Genomic DNA, 17,375 nt, shown 5'->3' with positions numbered 1-17,375 from the left:
ATGCCCAGGTGTCTGGCTCCTCGGGTGCCAGACACCGTGCTATTGAGACAATCGCTGCCCGCTTCGGTGTCTGACACCTGCGGAGTCAGACACCTGGCTGCTGGCCCTCCCCCCTCCTGCGGGATGGGCGCTATGCGGCGGTTCGAATTCACTGATCGAGTCCCGCGGCGTCCGGTCGGGCGGTGTCGGCGCGTTGGGCGGCGGGGCAGCCTGCGCAGCAGGCCGAGGGCGCCTGCATGCGCCCGAGCCCGACGCACGTGCGCCGACACCGCCCGACCGGACGACGCGGGACGGGCCAGGAACGCAAACCTCAGCCCCCCAAAGCCGGCTCCATCGTGGCACATTTCGATATCTGACACCTGCGGAGTCAGACATCTGACAAGGCGGACACGGCGCGCGGCCGCTCGCCAATATAGTTGCTAAAATCAACGATATCGGCAAGAATGGCAGCCTCGATCGTTCATCGGATACACGTCCCGCCATGCTCCAGACCCGCCTGACCCGCCTGCTCGGCCTGCGCTACCCCATCATCCAGGGCGGCATGAGCTGGGCCTCGTCGAATGCCGCGCTGGCCCTGGCGGTATCGCGCGCCGGCGGGCTGGGCACCATCGCATCCGGCCCCATGTACCCGCAAGACCTGCTGGCGGCCATCCAGGCCGTGCGGGCCGGCACCGACGCGCCGTTCGCAGTCAACATCCCGCTGTACAACAAGCGGGCGCAAGAACACATGGACATCGCCGTGGCCGAGCGCGTGCCCGTCATCATCGCTTCGCAGGGCGGCCCGCAAAAACACCTGGGCCGCGCGCGCGACGCGGGCATCAAGTGGCTGCAGGTGGTGGCCAGCCCGATGCACGCCCGCAAGGCGCAGGCGACCGGCGTGGACGCGGTCATCGCCGTCGGCCTGGAGGCCGGCGGACATCCCGGGCCCGACGAAATCGGCACGCTGGTGCTGGCCCGCGCGGTGGCCCGCGCCATCGAGATTCCGTTCGCCGTGGCCGGCGGCATTGCCGACGGCGCGGGTGTGGCCGCGGCATTGTGCCTGGGGGCCGACGGCGCACAGCTGGGCACGCGCTTCCTGCTTACCCCCGAATCCGGCCTGCACGCCGCCTACAAGCAAGCCGTGCTGGCGGCCGGCGTGGCCGACACCACCCTGGTCGGGCGGGGCCGCTCGCCGGTACGCATGCTGCGCAATGCCTACGCCCGCGAATACGCCGCCGCCGAACGCGCCGGCGCGGCCGACGCCGAACTCGACGCCCTGTTCGCCGCACGGTCGCTCAAGCAATCCGCCAAAGATGGCGACGTTGAACAGGGCAAGGTCGAAGCCGGCCAGAGCGCCGGCCTGATCGATGCCCTGCAGCCGGCCGGCGACGTGGTGGCCGAGCTGGTGCGCGACGCGCGCCAGGCCCTGGCGCGCGGCTCGGACCTGCTGGCGGCCTGATGGCCCCGGGGCCGGCCGCGCGCCGGCCCGCTCGCATTACTGCTTGACCAGCCCCGCGCCCTTCACCAGCCCGGTCAGCACCTGCTGGTCTTTGCGCACGAAATCAGCCGCCTGCTGCGGCGTCATGCTCCACAGCTCCACCCCCTGAGAGGCCATCTGCTTGCGGTAGGCCGGATCCTGGTTCACCGCATTGACGGCCTTGTTCAAGCGGTCGACAAGCGCGTCCGGCGTGCCGGCCGGCGCCGCCAGGCTGTACCACGAGGCCGACTCGGCCCCCTTGATGCCGGCCTGCGCCAGCGTGGGCACGTCGGGCAGCAGCGGCGAGCGGTCTTTGGCGGCATAGGCCAACGCCACCAGGCGGCCGTCCTTGATGAACTGCAGGCTGGCCGCCAGGTTCAGCACGGCCATATCCACCTGCCCGCCCACCAGGTCGTTGATGGCCGGCGCGGCGCCCTTGTACGGAATGTGCACCAGCTCGATACCGGCGCGCTGGCGGAACAGCTCGGCGCCCAGGTGCGGCGAACTGCCCGGCCCCGCCGATCCATAGTTCAGCTTGCCGGGCTCTTTGCGCGCCAGCGCGATCAGCTCGCCCACCGATTTCACGCCCAGCTTGGGATTCACCACCAGCATGTTGGGCTGGTTGCCCACGATGCCGATAAAGCGGAAATCCTTGACGCCGTCATACTGCGTGTGCTGCATCAGGGGCGTGACGATATGGGCGGCCGCGGTGCCCAGCAGCAGCGTGTAGCCGTCGGGCTGGGCGCGCGCCACGATCTGCGTGCCGATGGATGCGCCGCCGCCGGCCTTGTTTTCCACCACCACGGGCTGGCCCAGCTGCTTTTCCAGTTCGCGCGCCAGGGCGCGGCCCAGCGTATCGGCCGGACCGCCCGCGGCATAGGGGTTGACCAGCGTAATCGGCCGGGACGGATACGGCTGCGCCGCCAGGGCGGTGGCGCACAGCGTGGCCGCCGCGGCGCCCACCATGAACTTCCGGATCGCTTGCATGTCTTGTCTCCTGGTGTGTTTTGCTGAAATGCGCCGCCCCGGGGCCGGCGGCCCCGGGGCGTACGGTCATATCGCGCCTTGTTCGCGCAGGGCGGCTATCGCCTGGTCATCCAGCCCCAGGCGTTCAACCAGCACTTGCCGCGTGTGCTCTCCCAGCAGCGGCGGCCGGCCCAGGCTGGGGTCGTCGTAGCCGTCGAACTTGAACGGCACCGGCACGGCCCCGAACCGCCCCAGCTGGGGATGCTCGTATTCGCCGACCATGCCCCGCGCGCGCACGTGGGCATCGGCCAGGATCTCGTCCACCGACAATATCGGCCCGGCCGGCACGCCGGCCGCGTCGCAGCGCGCGCACAGGTCATCGCGGTCGAACCGGCGGATGGCCGCCTGCAGCCCCCGCATGATTTCGTCGCGGCGCGCCACGCGCTCGGCATTGCGCGCCAGCGCCGGATCGTCGCGCCAGGCGGGCAGTTGCAGCAGTTCGCACAAGGGTTTCCAGTGCTGGTCGCTGCCGGTGATCTGCACCCATTTGCCGTCGCGGCACTCGAACGCCGCCGACGGCACCCGCCCGGGATGTTCGGTGCCCAGGCGCGGCGGCACCTCGCCCAGGGCGAAATAGCGCGCGGCGGCCAGCGACAGCAACCCCACCTGGCCGTCGAGCATCGAGAAATCCAGATGGCATCCGCGGCCGCTGCGTTCGCGCCCCATCAACGCGGCCAGGATGCCGATGGCCACCCACAACCCCGATGTCAGGTCGGCCACCGGCAGGCCGGGCTTGACCGGGCCGCCGCCGCGCTCGCCGGTCAGGCTCATGATGCCGCCCATGGCCTGGAACACCGTGTCGTAGCCCTTGCGCCCCGAATAAGGCCCGGTCAGCCCGAAGCCGGTGCACGAGCAATACACCAGGTCGGGGTTGCCCGGCGCGATGTGCTCGCGGTCGAGCCCGTACTTTTGCAGCGTGCCCACCGGAAAATTCTCGACCACCACGTCGGCCTGCTCGGCCAGGCGGCGGATCAGGGCCTGCCCTTCGGGATGCCGGAAGTTGGCCGTGATGGATTGCTTGCTGCGGTTGAAAGCCAGGTAGTAGGCCGATTCGGTGCCGTGCGGCCCCTGCACGCGCGGCTCGAAGCCGCGCGTCTCGTCGCCGCCGCCGGGCTGCTCGACCTTGATCACAGTGGCGCCCAGCTCGGCCAGGATCATCGAGGCGAACGGGCAGGCCAGCACACGCGACAGGTCCAGGATGGTGACGCCGTCCAGGGGTCTCATTGCCCGCCTCCGCCGCCAAAGCTGCGCATGATGGCGTTGGCGTCGCGGCCCACCGCCAGCGCCTCGGCCAGCGCCAGGTCGGCCGACCGGTGGAACGAACGCTTGGTCAGCTTCATGGCGGCCGGCTCCCAGCCGGCCATGCGCCGGGCCAGCTCCAGTGCTGTGTCCAGCACCTGGCCGGCCGGCGCCACGCGATTGGCCAGCCCCAGCGCCAGGGCGCGCGCGCCGTCGATGGGCTCGGCCATGGCCACCAGCTCGAAAGCCTGCTTGCGTCCCACTTGGCGCACCAGGTTGGCCATCACCACCGCCGCCACGATGCCGTGGCGCAGCTCGGGGTAGCCGAAGCGCACGTCTTCGGCCATGACGGCCATGTCGCAGGCCAGCGCCAGGCCTGCGCCGCCGCCCAGCGCATTGCCCTGCACGGCCGACACCACCGGCTTGCCGATGCGCGAGAACGCCAGGTGCAGCGCCGTGGTCAGTTCCGCGCGCTGCAGCACCGCGTCGGCATGTTGCGCCGTAAGGCCGGCGAATTCCCTGGTGTCCGCGCCGGCGCAGAACGACTTGCCGTTGCCTGCCAGCACCATGGCGCGTACCGCGCTGTCGCGGTCGGCGTCGTGCAGGGCGTCCAGCAGGGCCTGCGTCAATGTGGTGTTCAGCGCATTGTGCTTGTCGGGGCGGTTCATGCGCAACACGCGCACAGTATCCAGGTCTTCGATCTGCAGTTCGGTCATGGCGCTTCCTTGTTGCGGCGCCCGCGCGCGGACGCCAAGTAATTGTCTAAATCAACTATATGGGCGCGCCCGTGCCGCCAGGGCGCGCCGCCCCTAGCGCGGGCCCGCGTTGCGGCCGCGCCGGGTCGGTATTTCGCTCTTCAGGTCGTGGAACATATCGAGCGCGCGCACGGTCAGCTTGTCCAGCGCACGCTCCAGCGTGTCGCGCTCGGCCGCGGTCAGCACTTGCAGCAGCGATTCGTTGCGGGCCACCGCCGCCGGGAACATCTCCTGGTACAGGCGCCGGCCGGCCGCGGTCAGGTCCAGGCTGATGCCGCGCCCGTCTTCCGCGTCGGCGCTGCGGCGGATCAGTTTCTTGTCGATCAGTTCCGACACGGTGCGGCTGGCCTGGCTTTTGTCGATGTTGGATTCGCGCGCCAGGGCGTTCAGCGACATCGGCGCCGCCGCGCCCAGCAAGGCCACAATGCGCCATTCGCGCGGGCCCACGCCATAGCGGCTTTCGTTCAGGCCGGCGGCAATGCGGCTGGACACGTGCGCCAGCCGGTTGAGCCGGTACGAAAACAGGTCTTTCAGTTCGCCCGGCGCGGCGCGCGTGGCGGCGGCGGTGGCAGTCTTGCGTGCGGGTCGAGTGGCCATAGTGTCTAGTTTCCGGACTGAAAGCGCGCGCGGCGGACCAGCCGCGCGCCAACGCGCACATGATATACAACCGGCACGGGCCGGCTCATGGCGCCCCGCCCCCGCCGGCCAGCGGATTCAGGCCGGCGGCCGCCACGCGGCTGTGCAGCTCGCGGCCCAGGGTGTCCTGGCACAGCCGCGACACCGCCGGCAGCGCGGCCAGGTCCAGCCCGGTGCGCACCCCCATCGACTCGAACAGGCTGACCAGGTCTTCGGTGGCGACATTGCCGGTGTGCCCGCCGCCGTACTTGACCTTGTCGGGATGCCCGCCCACGCCGCCGAAGGCGCTGTCGAAATAGCGCACGCCCGCTTCCAGTGCGGCCACGTAATTGACCAGCCCGGTGCCGCGCGTATCGTGAAAGTGCGCCACCAGCGCCAGTTGCGGGAATTCCCGCTGCAGCGCGCGGTACAGGTCGCGCACCGCCGGCGGCGCCGCCATGCCGGTGGTGTCGCCCAGCGTCACGATCTCGACGCCCAGCTCGGCAAAGCGGCGGGCATCGTCCAGCACGCCGGCGGCGTCCACCGCCCCTTCGAAGGGGCAGCCGAACGCCACCGAAATCGTGCCCACCATGCGGAACCGGCCGGCGGCCCGCCGCGCCATGGCGGCGATGTTGTCCCACTGGTCGCGCCGGGAACGCTTCAGGTTGCGCTGTGAATGCGCCTCGCTGGCCGAGACCAGCAGGCTGATCTCGTTGGCCCCGAAACCGGCCTCCAGGTCGTGCAGCGCCCGCTCTACCGCGCGCACGTTGGCGCAGGTGGCCTTGTACCAGACGCCTTCGCGCCGCGGCAGGCCGGCCAGCAGCTCGCTGGCGTCGGCGAACTGCGGCACCACGCTGGGATTCGAATACGACGTCGCCTCGATCCGCTCGAATCCCAGTTCGGCGAAGCGCTGTATCAGGCCGGCCTTGGCCGGCGTGGCGATGAACCGCGCTTCGTGCTGCAGGCCGTCGCGCGCGAAGCATTCGCACAGAATCACGTCGCGCATCATGGTTGCTGCTCCAGGGCGAACCGCCGCAGGGCATAGTCGCGCAGCTTGTTCTTCTGCACCTTGGAACTGCCGGTCATGCCGATGTGCTCGAACGTATCGACCACGTCGAGGTAGCGCGGCACCTTGAAATTGGCGCAGCGCGCCTTGCACCACGCAAGCAGCTCGTCGGGCCCGGCGGCATGCCCTTCTTTCAGCAGCACGAAGGCGGCCGGCACCTCGCCCAGCCGCGCGTCGGGCACGCCCACCACCTGGGCCAGCTGCACGGCGGGATGGGCGTGCAGCACTTCTTCGATTTCCAGCGGCGCGACGTTCTCGCCGCCGACCCGAAACATGTCTTTCAGGCGCCCCACCATGCGCAGGCGGCCGTCGCCGTCCATTTCGCCCAGGTCGCCGGTGCTGAGCCAGCCGTCGGCGCTGAGCGCGCGCGCGGTGGCGTCGGGCATGTTGTAGTAGCCCTTCATGATGCTCCAGCCCTTGGCCTGGATTTCGCCGCGCCGGCCCGGCGGCAGCGGCGCGCCGGTGGCCGGGTCGATGATGCGCACCTGCATGCCGGGATGCGGCAGGGCCCAGCCCATGGCGCGCAAGGCGAAATCATCGTCATGGGCCGACATGATCACATTGGGCGAGGCCTCGGACTGGCCATAGGCATTGCAGATGGACGGCACGCCCATCACGTCGCGGATTTTCTGCATGACTTCGGGCCCCGCCGCCGCCCAGCCGCCGCGCAGATGCAGCCGCGCCGGGTCGAAATCGGGATGGCCCATCAGCATCAGGAAGATGGTGTCGTTGCCCGAGGTCAGCGTGCAGCGTTCAGTGTCCAGGATGCGCAGGGCTTCGGCCACGTCGAAGCGCGGCAGCGTCAACAGGCAGCAGCCGGTGACCAGACTGACCAGAATGGACAGCGTGGTGCCGGCCACATGGAAATACGGCCGGATGCTGAAATAGCGGTCGGCGGGCGTCACGCCGATGCGCTGCGCCGCGGCCCAGGCATTGGTCAGCATATTGGCGTGGGTCAGCATCACGCCCTTGGGAAACGAGGTCGTGCCCGAGGTGTACTGAATCAGCAGCACGTCGTCGGGCGCCACTTGGGCGGCCAGGCCATCCAGTTCGGCGCCGCGCACCGACGCGCCCTGGCTGATGAAGCTGTCGTAGCCCAGGGCCCCGCCGGGCACCTGGCGCCCGGCCACCACAACCTGCCGCAGCTTAGGCAGTTCGGCGCCCGGCAGCCCCGCGTCGATGGCCGGCTCGACCTGCCGCAGCAGGCCGATGAAATCGATGCCCAGGAATTCGTCGGCCATGATCAGCAGGCTGATGTCGGCCTGCTTCAGGCAGAAGCGCAGTTCTTCGCTTTTGAAGCGCGTATTGACGGGTACCGTGACCGCGCCCAGGCTGGCGCACGCATAGAACACCTGGATCCACAGCGCGCTGTTGCCCAGCATGACGCCGACATGGTCGCCGCGCCGCACCCCTTGCGCATGCAGGGCGGCGGCGATGGCACGCGCCTGGCCGGCCAGGTCTTGCCAGCTATAGCGGCCGTCGGGCCCCACGAAGGCTTCCCGCGGCCCGCGTTCGGCCACGGTGCGCGCCAGCCGGCGCGGCAGGGTGGTGGGCTCAGCCAGCATCCCGGGCCTCCGCGCGTGCGCCGCCGAAGCCGGACAGCGCGCCCTTCCAGTCGGTGCCGCGCAGGTTTTCGTCGATAGCCAGCAGCTCCACCGCCATGGCGCCTTCGCGCGTGGTGGCCAGGCCCTGGTCGACGCTGCGCTTGGTCAGCCGCACCGTCAGCGGCGTGGCCTGTGCGATGCGCGCCGCCATCGCGGCGGCCTGGGCATCGAGCTCCGCGGCCGCATACACATGATTCACCAGGCCGATTTCGCGCGCCTCGCGCGCATCGAACTTGCGTCCGGTGAACAGCAGTTCCTTGGCCATGCGCGGACCCACCGCGCGGGGCAACCGCTGGGTGGCGCCGATGGTGCCCCAGCCCACTTCGGGGTAGCAGAACTGCGTGCCTTCGGCGGCCAGGATGAAATCGCAGGCGCCGGCGATCTCGCAGCCCGAGCCGAAGGCCGCGCCATGCACCACGGCAATCGCGGGCTGCGGCAGCCGCTCGATGGCGGCATAAGCGGCGAAGCCCGCCACGCGGCGCGCCGTCATGTCCTGGTCGGACATGGTCTTTCGTTCTTTCAGGTCGGCACCGGCGCAGAACACCGGGCCGGCGCCGCGCACCACGACTACGTGCGCGCGTTCGTCGGCGGCCAGCGCCGACAGCACGGACACCAGCTCGTGGCACATGCGCAGGCTCAGCGCATTGCGGCTGTCGGGCCGGTTCAGCGTCAGGGTGGCGACATGCGAGTCGATGTCCAGGGCAAGGGTTTCGTATACCGCGCTCATTCAGGCTCCTGCAATGGCGGAATTGCTGAACATCACTATACGGTAATTAGTTGATTAAATCTACTATATTCCCGCATGACGATTCGACGTCACAAAGTTGCATAAATCAACTTTTTAGTTGATGATATCAATCAATTGCCCACCCCTGCCCCAAGCCGCCATGAAACTGCTGCGCCGCGCGCTCGTCGCGCTCTGCATTCAAGCCGCCGTGCTGCCATATGCCCACGCCCAGGCCTACCCCGACCGCCCGGTGCGGCTGATGGTGGGCTTCTCGCCCGGCGGCGGCAGCGACCTGGTGGCGCGCATCCTGGCGCGCGCGCTGGGCAAGCAGCTGGGGCAGACGGTGGTGGTCGAGAACCGCCCGGGCGCGGGCGGCATGATCGCCACCCGCGCCGTGGCGGCCGAGCCGGCCGACGGCTATACGCTGCTGCTGGGCAGCGCGGCGGCCTTTGTCATCAACCCGTACCTGCGCCGCGACGTGGGCTACGACCCGGTCAACGATTTCACGCCCATCGGCGCGGTCTCGCGCTTCGATTATGTGCTGCTGGGGCGCCCCGGCCTGCCCGTGGCCACCCTGCAGGACCTTGTCTCCTACGCCAAATCGCACCCCGGCCAGCTGACCATCGGATCGGCCGGCGTCGGCTCGAACACGCACCTGGTGGCCCTGTCGTTCCTGTCGCGCAGCGGCATCGAGCTGCGTCACGTGCCCTATAAGGGTACCGCCGGCGCGCTGAACGACCTGCTGGGCGGCACCATTGATTTGCTGTTCGATTCGGTGCCCACCGTGATGCAGCAGGTCAAGACCCGCAAGGCGGCCAGCTTCGGCACCACCGGCGCGCGCCGCGAAGCCATGCTGCCCCAGGTGCCCACCTTCGCCGAGGCCGGCATGCCGGGTTTCGAGGCCAGCAACTGGTTCGCCGTGTTCGGCCCGCGCCAGCTCGACCCGGCCATCGTGCGCCGGCTGAACACCGCCATGGCGCAGGCCCTGCAAGACCCCGAGCTGCTCGACAGCTTCCGCCAGAGCGGCAACATCGCGCTGGGCGGCTCGCCGGCTGACCTGGCCGCGCTGGTCGCGCGGGAAACCCGGCAGTACAAGGCGCTGATCGATGCCACCGGCGTCCGCCTGGACTGATTCCGCCGCCTGCCCCATGACCCGCTCCACTGACCCCGCCGCTACCCTGCCCCTGGCCGGCTGGCGCATCCTGGACCTGAGCTCGGCCGTGGTCGGCCCGTACGCGACCCAGGTGCTGGCCGACTATGGCGCCGACGTCACCAAGCTGGAACAGCCGTCCGGCGACATCATCCGCTGGATCTCGGGCCGTTCGCCCACGCCCGGCATGTCGGGCAAGTTCATGCACATGAACCGCAACAAACGCAGCATCGCGCTCGACCTGAAGACGGCCGCGGCCCGCGAAGCCGCGCTGGAACTGGCGCGGCGCTGCGATGTGTTCGTGCACAACATGCGTTCGGCGGCCATCCGCAAACTGGGGCTCGGCTTCGACGACCTGCGCGCCGTGAACCCGCACATCGTCTACTGCAATATCGTCGGCTTCGGCTCGGCCGGCCCCTATGCCGACCGGCCTGCCTACGACTCGATCCTGCAGGGCGGCACCGGCCTGGCCAGCCTGTTCGCCGCCACCGAAGGCGCCCCGCGCTATGTGCCGTATGTCGTGGTGGACCGCAGCGCCGCCCTGATGGTGGCCAACGCCATCCTGGTGGCCCTGCTCGCGCAGGGCCGCCGGCGCCAGGCGCGCCAGATCGAAGTGCCCATGTTCGAAAGCTACGCGGCGCTGCTGCTCAGCGAACATATGTACGGCGCGACCTTCGAGCCGCCCATCGGCGGCAGCGGCGACCGGCGCCTGCTCGACCCCAACGCGCGGCCGGTAAAGACGCTCGACGGCTATATCTGCATCACCACCAATACCGACGCCCAGGTCATGGCCCTGTTCGACGCCCTGGGCCGGCCCGAACTGAAGGCCGACAGCCGCTTCAATACGGCGGTCAGCCGCATCGACCATATCGCCGAGTTCTTCCAGATCCGCGCCGATGAAATCGCCCGGCGCGACACCGCCCACTGGCAGGCCGTGCTGGCCCGCCACGACATCCCCGCCATGCCCTGCCACACCATCGACAGCCTGCTCGACGACCCGCACGTGGGCGCGGTAGGCCTGGTGCAGCAAGTGCGGCACCCGACGCAAGGCACGGTCAGGCACATCAATGTGCCAGTGTCGATGACAGGCTACGCCCCCGCGCTGCGCCATCATGCCCCGCGCATCGGCGAACAGACGCGCGGCATTCTGCGCGAACTCGGCTACGACGACGCCCGCATCCAGGCCATGCTGGAGCGCGGCGAGGCCTGCGCGCCGCAGAATGAATAGCCTCTAAGCCAGTGCCGCCGCGATGCGGTCCATCAGCATGCGCACGCGCCGCGGCTGTACCGTGCTGGGTGGATAGACGATCTGCAGCGCCGTGGCGCCGATGGAATAGTCGCGCAGCACCTCGGCCAGCGCGCCCGAGGCCAGGTCGGCGTCGATGTCGCGGATCGATTTCAGCGCAATGCCGCGCCCCTGGCAGGCCCATTGCCGCACCAGACCGCCATCGTTGGCCACGCGCCGGCCGCGCACCAGCACCTTGTGCGGCCGGCCATCCACCTGAAACAGCCATTCGCGGTCCAGGTCCTGGCCAAAGCGCATGACGATGCAATCGTGGTCCGCCAGCTCGTCGGGATGCCGCGGCGCGCCATGCCTGGCCAGATAGGCGGGCGAGGCGCACACCACGCGCCGGTTGCTGCCCAGTGGCCGGGCTCGCAGCGAACTGTCGGCCAGCGTGCCGTGGCGTATAGCGAAGTCCAACCCCTGTGCCACCAAGTCGACATTGCCGTCGGTCAGGTTCAAATCGATGCTGACCCCCGCATGTTCGTCCAGGAAAGCATCGACGACGGGCACAATGCGGCGCCGGCCCAGGTCTTCGGGCGCGCTGAAGCGGATTGGGCCGGAAATCGTCTGCGCGCCCAGTTTGACGCGGGCTTCCAGTTCGTCGGCCTCGGCCAGCAGGCGGCGCGCGCCCTCGGCCAGTTGCCGCCCGGCCTCGGTCAGGCTGATGGCGCGCGTGGTGCGTGCCAGCAAGGTGGCGCCGTAGTATTTTTCCAGGGCGGCCAGGCGCTCGGAAACCGAAGCGGGCGACAGGCCCAGTTCGCGGCCGGCCGCCGCCATGCCGCCCTTTTCGGCAATGCGCAGGAACAGCGCCAGGTTTTCCAGGACCATTATTCGGTTATTCCGAAATAAGATTTTTAATTCTAGGTAATTATCAAGAAGAACCGCAAACACTACATTGGCAGGCATATACAGCCGGCCTGCCGCCAGGCCGCCCGCTCTCTTTTTTAAAGGACTAAATCATGAAAGCCGTTGCCCTGACCCGCTACCTGCCGGTGTCCGACCCCGACGCCTTCCTGGACGTCGACCTGCCCAAGCCGGCGCCGCAGGGCCGCGACATCCTGGTGGCCGTGAAGGCCGTGGCCGTCAACCCGGTGGATGTGAAGGTGCGCGCCCCCAAAGACAAGGTGGAAGCCGCCCCGCGCGTCATCGGCTACGACGCCAGCGGCGTTGTCGAGGCAGTGGGGCCGCAGGCGACGCTGTTCAAGACGGGCGATGAGGTCTATTACGCCGGCGACATCACCCGCGCCGGCACCAACCAGGAATTCCACCTGGTCGACGAACGCATCGTCGGCCGCAAACCCCGCACGCTGTCGCACACGGAGGCCGCCGCGCTGCCGCTCACCACCATTACCGCCTACGAAGCCTTCTTCGACCGGCTGCGCATCGACCGCGACGGCGCCGACCCGGGCCGATCCATCCTGATCGTGGGCGGCGCGGGCGGCGTCGGGTCCATCGGCATCCAGCTCGCCAAGCGCGCCGGACTGACAGTCATCGCCACCGCATCCCGTCCCGAAACCATCGCATGGGTCAAGGAACTGGGGGCCGACCACGTCGTGAACCACCGCCAGGACCTGGCGCCGCAAGTGCGCGCGGCGGGTTTCGCGCACGTGGATTATGTGGCCATTTTCAACGACATGCGCCACTGGAACGCCGCGGTGGAACTGGTGCGCCCCCAAGGGGCCATCGTATCGATCGACAACACCGACCTGCCCATGCCCATGGCCGGCATGAAGACCAAGTCGGCCAGCTTCCACTGGGAATTCATGTTCGCCCGCGCCATGCACCAGACTCCCGACATGATCGAGCAGCACCGCCTGCTGTCGTTCGTGGCCGATGAAATCGACGCGGGCCGCATCCGCACCACGCTGGCCGAAGTGCTGGCGCCGATCAACGCCGCCAACATGCGCGAGGCGCACCGGCGCGTGGAAACCGGCGCGGCCAGAGGCAAGATCGTGGTGGAAGGGTTCTAGGCCCCAAGGCACGCGCCGCCAGCGGCGCAAAGAAAAAGGGCCTCGCAGTGCGAGACCCTTTTAAATTTGGCGCGCCCGGCAGGATTCGAACCCACGACCCCTTGGTTCGTAGCCAAGTACTCTATCCAACTGAGCTACGGGCGCTGTAAAGACAAAGACTATAACATCTTATTGGCCAGGCCGGCAAATTGCCCCGGCCCCTACCCGCCGCCCAGCGCCTGCCGCAGCCAGGCAATGAACGCCTGCGCCTGCGGGCCATCGGCCCCTCTTGCACCGGGCAGCGCCATCAGCCCGCCCGGAAAGCGGGTGAATCCGTGCGGCGCGACCAGTGTGCCGTCGTCCAGCTCTTTGCGCACCAGCCGCTGCTCGGCCAGCGCCACGCCCAGGCCCGACACCGCGGCCTCGACACACAGATGGGTGTGCGGAAAGGCCAGTTCGCGGCCCAGCTTCAGGTCGATGCCCGACAAGGCCTGCCACTGGGTCCATGCGCTGGTGGTGAAATCATGCGCGATCCGCACGCGGGCCGCGCCCCTGGCGCGGTAGCGCGGCGCGTGCACGGGGCCGAACGCCACCGGCGCCAGCGGTATCGCGGCGGCCCGGTCGGCCTGCGGGTAAGTGGCCAGGTCCCAGGCGATGAGCAGGTCGGCGCCTTCGCCGCGCAGCTCGCGCGCCGAAGTCATGGACAGGCGGATGCGGATGTCGGGCCGCTGGCGATAGAAGTCGCCCAGGCGCGGCACCAGGCAGCGCATCGCAAAGCTTGCGCTGCACGCCACATGCAGGCCGGGATGGCGGGCCCGCTGCACTATGCCGGCATAGCCGGCCTCGAGCTGGTCGAACAGCGGCCGCGTCAGGGCGTGCAGCGCGGCGCCGTGTTCGTTCAGGCGCAGGCCGGTGCCCTGCTTGTCGAACAGCGGCGTGCCGGCGTGCTCCTGCAGCAGGCGCAGCTGCCGGCTGACGGCGCCGTGCGTGCGATGCAGCTCCTGGGCCGCCGCCGTCACGGAACCCGTGCGCGCAATTGCTTCGAAGGTCTTCAGGGCGGACAGCGGCGGCAGGGATCGCATAGAGCAGATTCGTTAGAAAACTTGACACAGTAGCCAGAATAACTCGATATCGCGTCCGGCCGGCATTGCGTAGCATGCATGCCATCGCAACTTTGTTCTGGACACTGGCATGCACAGGGAAACAGCCCGATGGACCGCCGTAGACAACTACTTTGAAGAGGCCCTGCACCTGAACGATCCGGCCCTGCAACACGCCCTGGCGCGCGCGCGCGAAGCCGGCCTGCCGCCCCACGAAGTGGCCCCCAACCAGGGCCGGCTGCTGCAAATTTTTGCACAAATGGCGCGGGCCCAGCGCATTCTGGAAATCGGCACGCTGGGCGGCTACAGCACCATCTGGCTGGCGCGGGCCCTGCCGCCCGGCGGGCGCCTGCTGTCGCTGGAACGCGACCCGGCCTGCGCCCGGGTGGCCCGCCGGAACCTGGCGGCGGCCGGCCTGGACGCCTGCGCCGAGGTCATCGAAGGCGATGCGCACCATACGCTGCGGCAACTGGCGGCCGAAGGCGCACCGCCCTTTGACCTGATCTTCCTGGACGCCGACAAGGCCGACAATCCGCAATACCTGGCCGCGGCGCTGGCGCTGGCGCGCGACGGCACCGCGATCGTGGGCGACAACATCATTCGCGGCGGGCGCATTGCCGATCCGGCCGCGGCCGGCCAGCCCGACGTGCGCGGCGCGCGGGATTTCCTGCAAGCCATGGGCCGCGACCTGCGCCTGACCGCCACCGCGATCCAGACCGTGGGCAGCAAGGGCTGGGACGGCTTCTCGCTGGCGGTCGTGTCGCGTTGAACGGCAGCGGCCGCGGTCGGGCGGCCGGGCTGCGCCGCGCCTATTGCGGCCGATAGCCCAGCGCCTTCATGGCCGCGCCCAGCGCCTGCGGCTTGTAGTCGTCCCAGGGCGCATTGCCCACGTCCAGCCGCGTGTGGATATTGGCCACCGTCCACTGGTCGCTGCGGTCGAGCTGGTCCAGTTCGCTCCAGGCCAGCGGCACCGAAATGCCCATGCCGGGCCGCGCGCGCGCCGACCAGGCGGCCACCGTGGTGGCGCCGAAGCCGTTGCGCAGGTAATCGGCAAAGATCTTGCCGACGCGGTTGCGCGGCCCGCTCTTGGCCACGAACAGCTGCGGCACCGTCCTGGCCAGGTGCTGCACGATGGCCTGCGAAAAATCCTTCACCACGTCCCAGCCGTATTGCCTGCGCAGTGGCACCACCACATGCAGGCCCTTGCCGCCGCTGGTTTTCAGCCAGGCGCGCAGGCCGAGCTCGCGCAGCAGCACGTGCACCAATTCCGCGGCCTGCCGCACGGCGGGCCACTTCACCCCCTGGCCCGGGTCCAGGTCGAACAGCATGCGGTCGGGCTTGCCGATCGCGGTCTTGACGGCGTTCCAGGTGTGGAACTCCACCACATTCATCTGCGCGGCCGACATGATGCCCTGCAGGGTAGCCACTTCGGCCAGCGCGGGATGGCCGGGGTCCAGGCTGCGCGGCAGCAGCCGCACGCCCGGCATGCTGCCGGTATCGGGGTGCTTCTGGAAAAACAGTTCGCCTTCGATGCCGGCCGGCGCCCGCAGGAACGAAACCGGCCGGCCGCGCAGGTGCTGCAGCAGCAAAGGCGCCACCAGGCCGTAGTAGCGCGCCAGGTCCAGCTTGGTCAGGCCGGTGCTGGCATCGATGACGCGCTCGGGATGGGTCAGCCGCGACGCGCGCACCGTTCCCCGGGCCTGGGCCGTCTTGCCGGCGGCCCGCGCCTTGCCGGATTCGGCCGCGGCGGCGCGCTGCCGGCGCGGCCGCGCATCAGGCTTGCCCGCCTCGACCTCGCGCGCCGGCACCGGAGTCTCGCGGCCGATGGCCCGCGGCGGCTTGTCGCTGCGCAGCCCGCGGAACGACGCCTGGCGCACATGCCCCGACGCCGTCCATTCGGCGAACGACACTTCGGCGATCAGCCGCGGCTTGACCCAATGCGCGCCGCGCGGCACCTTGGCCGTGCTGGCCAGCGGGCTGTCGGCCGTGGCCAGCCCCTGCAATTGCTCTGCCAACGACTGCAGCCCCTGCGTATCGAAGCCGGTGCCCACCTTGCCCGCATAGCGCAGCTTGCCGTCGGAGCCATGCACCGCCAGCAGCAGCGCGCCGAAACCCGTGCGCGATCCTTGCGGCGAGGTGTACCCCACGATCACGAATTCCTGGCGCTGGGCGCATTTCAGCTTGACCCAGGTATCGCTGCGGCGCGATACGTACGAGGCATCGCGCCGCTTGCCGATAATGCCTTCCAACCCCATCTTGCAGGCCGACGCCACCAGCTGCGCGGGCGTGGCATCCAGGGTTTCGCTGAAGCGCACCATGTCTTGCAGAGCGTCCGAATTGGCGTCGACCAGCTGCCGCAGCCAGGCGCGCCGCGCATGCAGCGGCTCGGCCCGCACGTCCCGCCCGGCCACATACGGCATGTCGAACACGTAATACACGATGGCGCCCGGACGGTCGCGGTCGAAGGCGTTCTGCAAGGCCTGGAAGCTGGGCGCGCCATTGTCGGCCAGCACCACGATCTCGCCGTCGATCCAGGCCGACGGCACCTGCAGCTTGCCGATGGCCCGCGCCAGGTGCGGCAGGCGCGCGCTCCAGTCGTGGCCATTGCGGGTGCACAACCGCGCCTGCCCGTCTTCCAGGCGCGCCAGAATGCGGTAGCCGTCGTACTTTACCTCGTACAGCCAGTCGCCGCCGCGCGGCGGACCGTCGACCAGAGTAGCGAGCTGCGGCTTGAGCTCCGTGGGCAGCTCGGCCGGCTTGCCGGGCACTTTTTCGCCGGTATCCGGCGGGGCGGACGAGACCGCTGCCTGCTTTTGCGGGGCGCCCCGGCCGGGCCCCCGCCCGCCCTGCTTGCGCAAAGGCACGACGCTGTCGGGCATTTCGTCCACCACGGAAAACTCGCCTTCGTCGCGAGCCTGGTCGTCGCGGTCCTTGATAAGCAGCCAGGGCGGCTGCTTTTCGTTTTCTTTGCCTTTCATGCGTATCAGGGCCCAGCGCCCCCGCAGCTTGGCGCCTCGCAAGTCGAACTTCAGATGCCCGTCGCGGTAGCCCTGGCGCGGATCGCCCACCGGCGTCCAGACGCCTTCGTCCCAGATGATCACCTTGCCCGCGCCATACTGGCCCTTGGGAATCCGGCCCTCGAACTGGTTGTAGGCAATGGGGTGGTCTTCCACCTGCACCGCCATGCGCTTGACCGACGGATCGTAGCTGGGCCCCTTGGGCACCGCCCAGCTCTTCATGGCGCCGTCCAGTTCCAGCCGGAAGTCGTAGTGCAGCCGGCTGGCCCAGTGCTTCTGTACGACAAAAGCCCGCGCCTGCTCGTTGCGCCTGCCGCCGGCGGCGGGCTCGGGGGTGCGCTTGAAATCGCGTTTCTCGCGGTACCGCTTCAGGGTATCGGCCATGG

Annotated in this window: 15 protein-coding genes and 1 tRNA gene; 5 read left to right on the top strand and 11 right to left on the bottom strand. The window is 69.2% G+C overall.

Translation table 11 applies throughout. The annotated features are described in order from the left end of the window. Positions 1 to 481 precede the first annotated feature (481 nt). The gene (locus J2P76_RS10270) at positions 482 to 1,438 is read left to right on the top strand and encodes an NAD(P)H-dependent flavin oxidoreductase (RefSeq protein ID WP_207406927.1); all 957 of its coding nucleotides are present in this window, start codon (positions 482 to 484) and stop codon (positions 1,436 to 1,438) included. A 36-nt stretch (positions 1,439 to 1,474) separates the two neighbouring features. On the opposite strand, the gene J2P76_RS10265 is transcribed toward J2P76_RS10270, so the two are convergent. The 7 genes from J2P76_RS10265 to J2P76_RS10235 all read right to left on the bottom strand — a co-directional run bounded on the left by J2P76_RS10265 (position 1,475) and on the right by J2P76_RS10235 (position 8,488). Beyond that, a complete protein-coding gene (locus J2P76_RS10265) occupies positions 1,475 to 2,443 on the bottom strand; it encodes a tripartite tricarboxylate transporter substrate binding protein (protein WP_207406919.1) in 969 nt (322 codons plus the stop codon). A gap of 66 nt (positions 2,444 to 2,509) precedes the next feature. Then, positions 2,510 to 3,706 carry a CaiB/BaiF CoA transferase family protein gene (locus J2P76_RS10260; RefSeq protein WP_207406917.1) on the bottom strand — a complete coding sequence of 399 codons (1,197 nt, stop codon included), beginning with the start codon at positions 3,704 to 3,706 and terminating at the stop codon, positions 2,510 to 2,512. Then, on the bottom strand, positions 3,703 to 4,437 hold the full coding sequence (locus J2P76_RS10255; protein WP_207406915.1) for an enoyl-CoA hydratase/isomerase family protein: 735 nt from the start codon (positions 4,435 to 4,437) through the stop codon (positions 3,703 to 3,705). The genes J2P76_RS10260 and J2P76_RS10255 overlap by 4 nt, the downstream gene beginning before the upstream one ends. Positions 4,438 to 4,530: 93 nt before the next feature. Next, positions 4,531 to 5,073 (bottom strand): MarR family winged helix-turn-helix transcriptional regulator, encoded by a 543-nt coding sequence (locus J2P76_RS10250; protein ID WP_207406913.1) that lies wholly within the window; start codon positions 5,071 to 5,073, stop codon positions 4,531 to 4,533. Positions 5,074 to 5,158: 85 nt separating this feature from the next. Then, on the bottom strand, positions 5,159 to 6,100 hold the full coding sequence (locus J2P76_RS10245) for a hydroxymethylglutaryl-CoA lyase (protein ID WP_207406911.1): 942 nt from the start codon (positions 6,098 to 6,100) through the stop codon (positions 5,159 to 5,161). After that, positions 6,097 to 7,722, bottom strand: coding sequence for an AMP-binding protein (locus J2P76_RS10240; RefSeq protein ID WP_207406909.1), 1,626 nt, complete (start codon positions 7,720 to 7,722; stop codon positions 6,097 to 6,099). Before J2P76_RS10240 ends, J2P76_RS10245 begins: the two co-directional genes overlap by 4 nt. Next, positions 7,712 to 8,488, bottom strand: a complete 777-nt coding sequence (locus J2P76_RS10235) for an enoyl-CoA hydratase/isomerase family protein (protein ID WP_207406907.1) — start codon at positions 8,486 to 8,488, stop codon at positions 7,712 to 7,714. Before J2P76_RS10235 ends, J2P76_RS10240 begins: the two co-directional genes overlap by 11 nt. 160 nt (positions 8,489 to 8,648) lie before the next feature. Between J2P76_RS10235 and J2P76_RS10230 the strand changes: the two genes are divergently transcribed. Then, the gene (locus J2P76_RS10230; RefSeq protein ID WP_207406905.1) at positions 8,649 to 9,620 is read left to right on the top strand and encodes a Bug family tripartite tricarboxylate transporter substrate binding protein; all 972 of its coding nucleotides are present in this window, start codon (positions 8,649 to 8,651) and stop codon (positions 9,618 to 9,620) included. Between the two features lie 16 nt (positions 9,621 to 9,636). Continuing rightward, the gene (locus J2P76_RS10225; RefSeq protein ID WP_207406903.1) at positions 9,637 to 10,866 is read left to right on the top strand and encodes a CaiB/BaiF CoA transferase family protein; all 1,230 of its coding nucleotides are present in this window, start codon (positions 9,637 to 9,639) and stop codon (positions 10,864 to 10,866) included. A gap of 3 nt (positions 10,867 to 10,869) precedes the next feature. On the opposite strand, the gene J2P76_RS10220 is transcribed toward J2P76_RS10225, so the two are convergent. Beyond that, positions 10,870 to 11,751, bottom strand: coding sequence for a LysR family transcriptional regulator (locus J2P76_RS10220; protein WP_207406901.1), 882 nt, complete (start codon positions 11,749 to 11,751; stop codon positions 10,870 to 10,872). A gap of 131 nt (positions 11,752 to 11,882) precedes the next feature. On the opposite strand from J2P76_RS10220, the gene J2P76_RS10215 reads away from it, so the two are divergent. Continuing rightward, positions 11,883 to 12,893, top strand: coding sequence for a zinc-binding alcohol dehydrogenase family protein (locus tag J2P76_RS10215; RefSeq protein WP_207406899.1), 1,011 nt, complete (start codon positions 11,883 to 11,885; stop codon positions 12,891 to 12,893). A gap of 67 nt (positions 12,894 to 12,960) precedes the next feature. Here J2P76_RS10215 and J2P76_RS10210 read toward each other — a convergent pair. Both J2P76_RS10210 and J2P76_RS10205 read right to left on the bottom strand, forming a co-directional pair. Beyond that, positions 12,961 to 13,037 (bottom strand) — tRNA-Arg (locus tag J2P76_RS10210). A gap of 56 nt (positions 13,038 to 13,093) precedes the next feature. Beyond that, positions 13,094 to 13,954 carry a LysR substrate-binding domain-containing protein gene (locus J2P76_RS10205; protein WP_207406897.1) on the bottom strand — a complete coding sequence of 287 codons (861 nt, stop codon included), beginning with the start codon at positions 13,952 to 13,954 and terminating at the stop codon, positions 13,094 to 13,096. Between the two features lie 109 nt (positions 13,955 to 14,063). Here J2P76_RS10205 and J2P76_RS10200 point away from each other — a divergent pair, with 109 nt between their 5' ends. Continuing rightward, the gene (locus tag J2P76_RS10200; protein ID WP_207406896.1) at positions 14,064 to 14,741 is read left to right on the top strand and encodes an O-methyltransferase; all 678 of its coding nucleotides are present in this window, start codon (positions 14,064 to 14,066) and stop codon (positions 14,739 to 14,741) included. 40 nt (positions 14,742 to 14,781) lie between these two features. Here J2P76_RS10200 and ligD read toward each other — a convergent pair whose 3' ends face one another. Next, the gene (gene ligD, locus J2P76_RS10195; RefSeq protein ID WP_207406894.1) at positions 14,782 to 17,373 is read right to left on the bottom strand and encodes a DNA ligase D; all 2,592 of its coding nucleotides are present in this window, start codon (positions 17,371 to 17,373) and stop codon (positions 14,782 to 14,784) included. Positions 17,374 to 17,375 lie beyond the last annotated feature (2 nt).

Origin of the sequence: Bordetella petrii, from assembly GCF_017356245.1 — a bacterium.
GTDB classification, from domain to species: Bacteria; Pseudomonadota; Gammaproteobacteria; order Burkholderiales; family Burkholderiaceae_B; genus Bordetella_A; species Bordetella_A petrii_D.
Note: the sequence above shows the minus strand (reverse complement) of the source record. Positions and strands in the feature narration are given on the sequence as shown.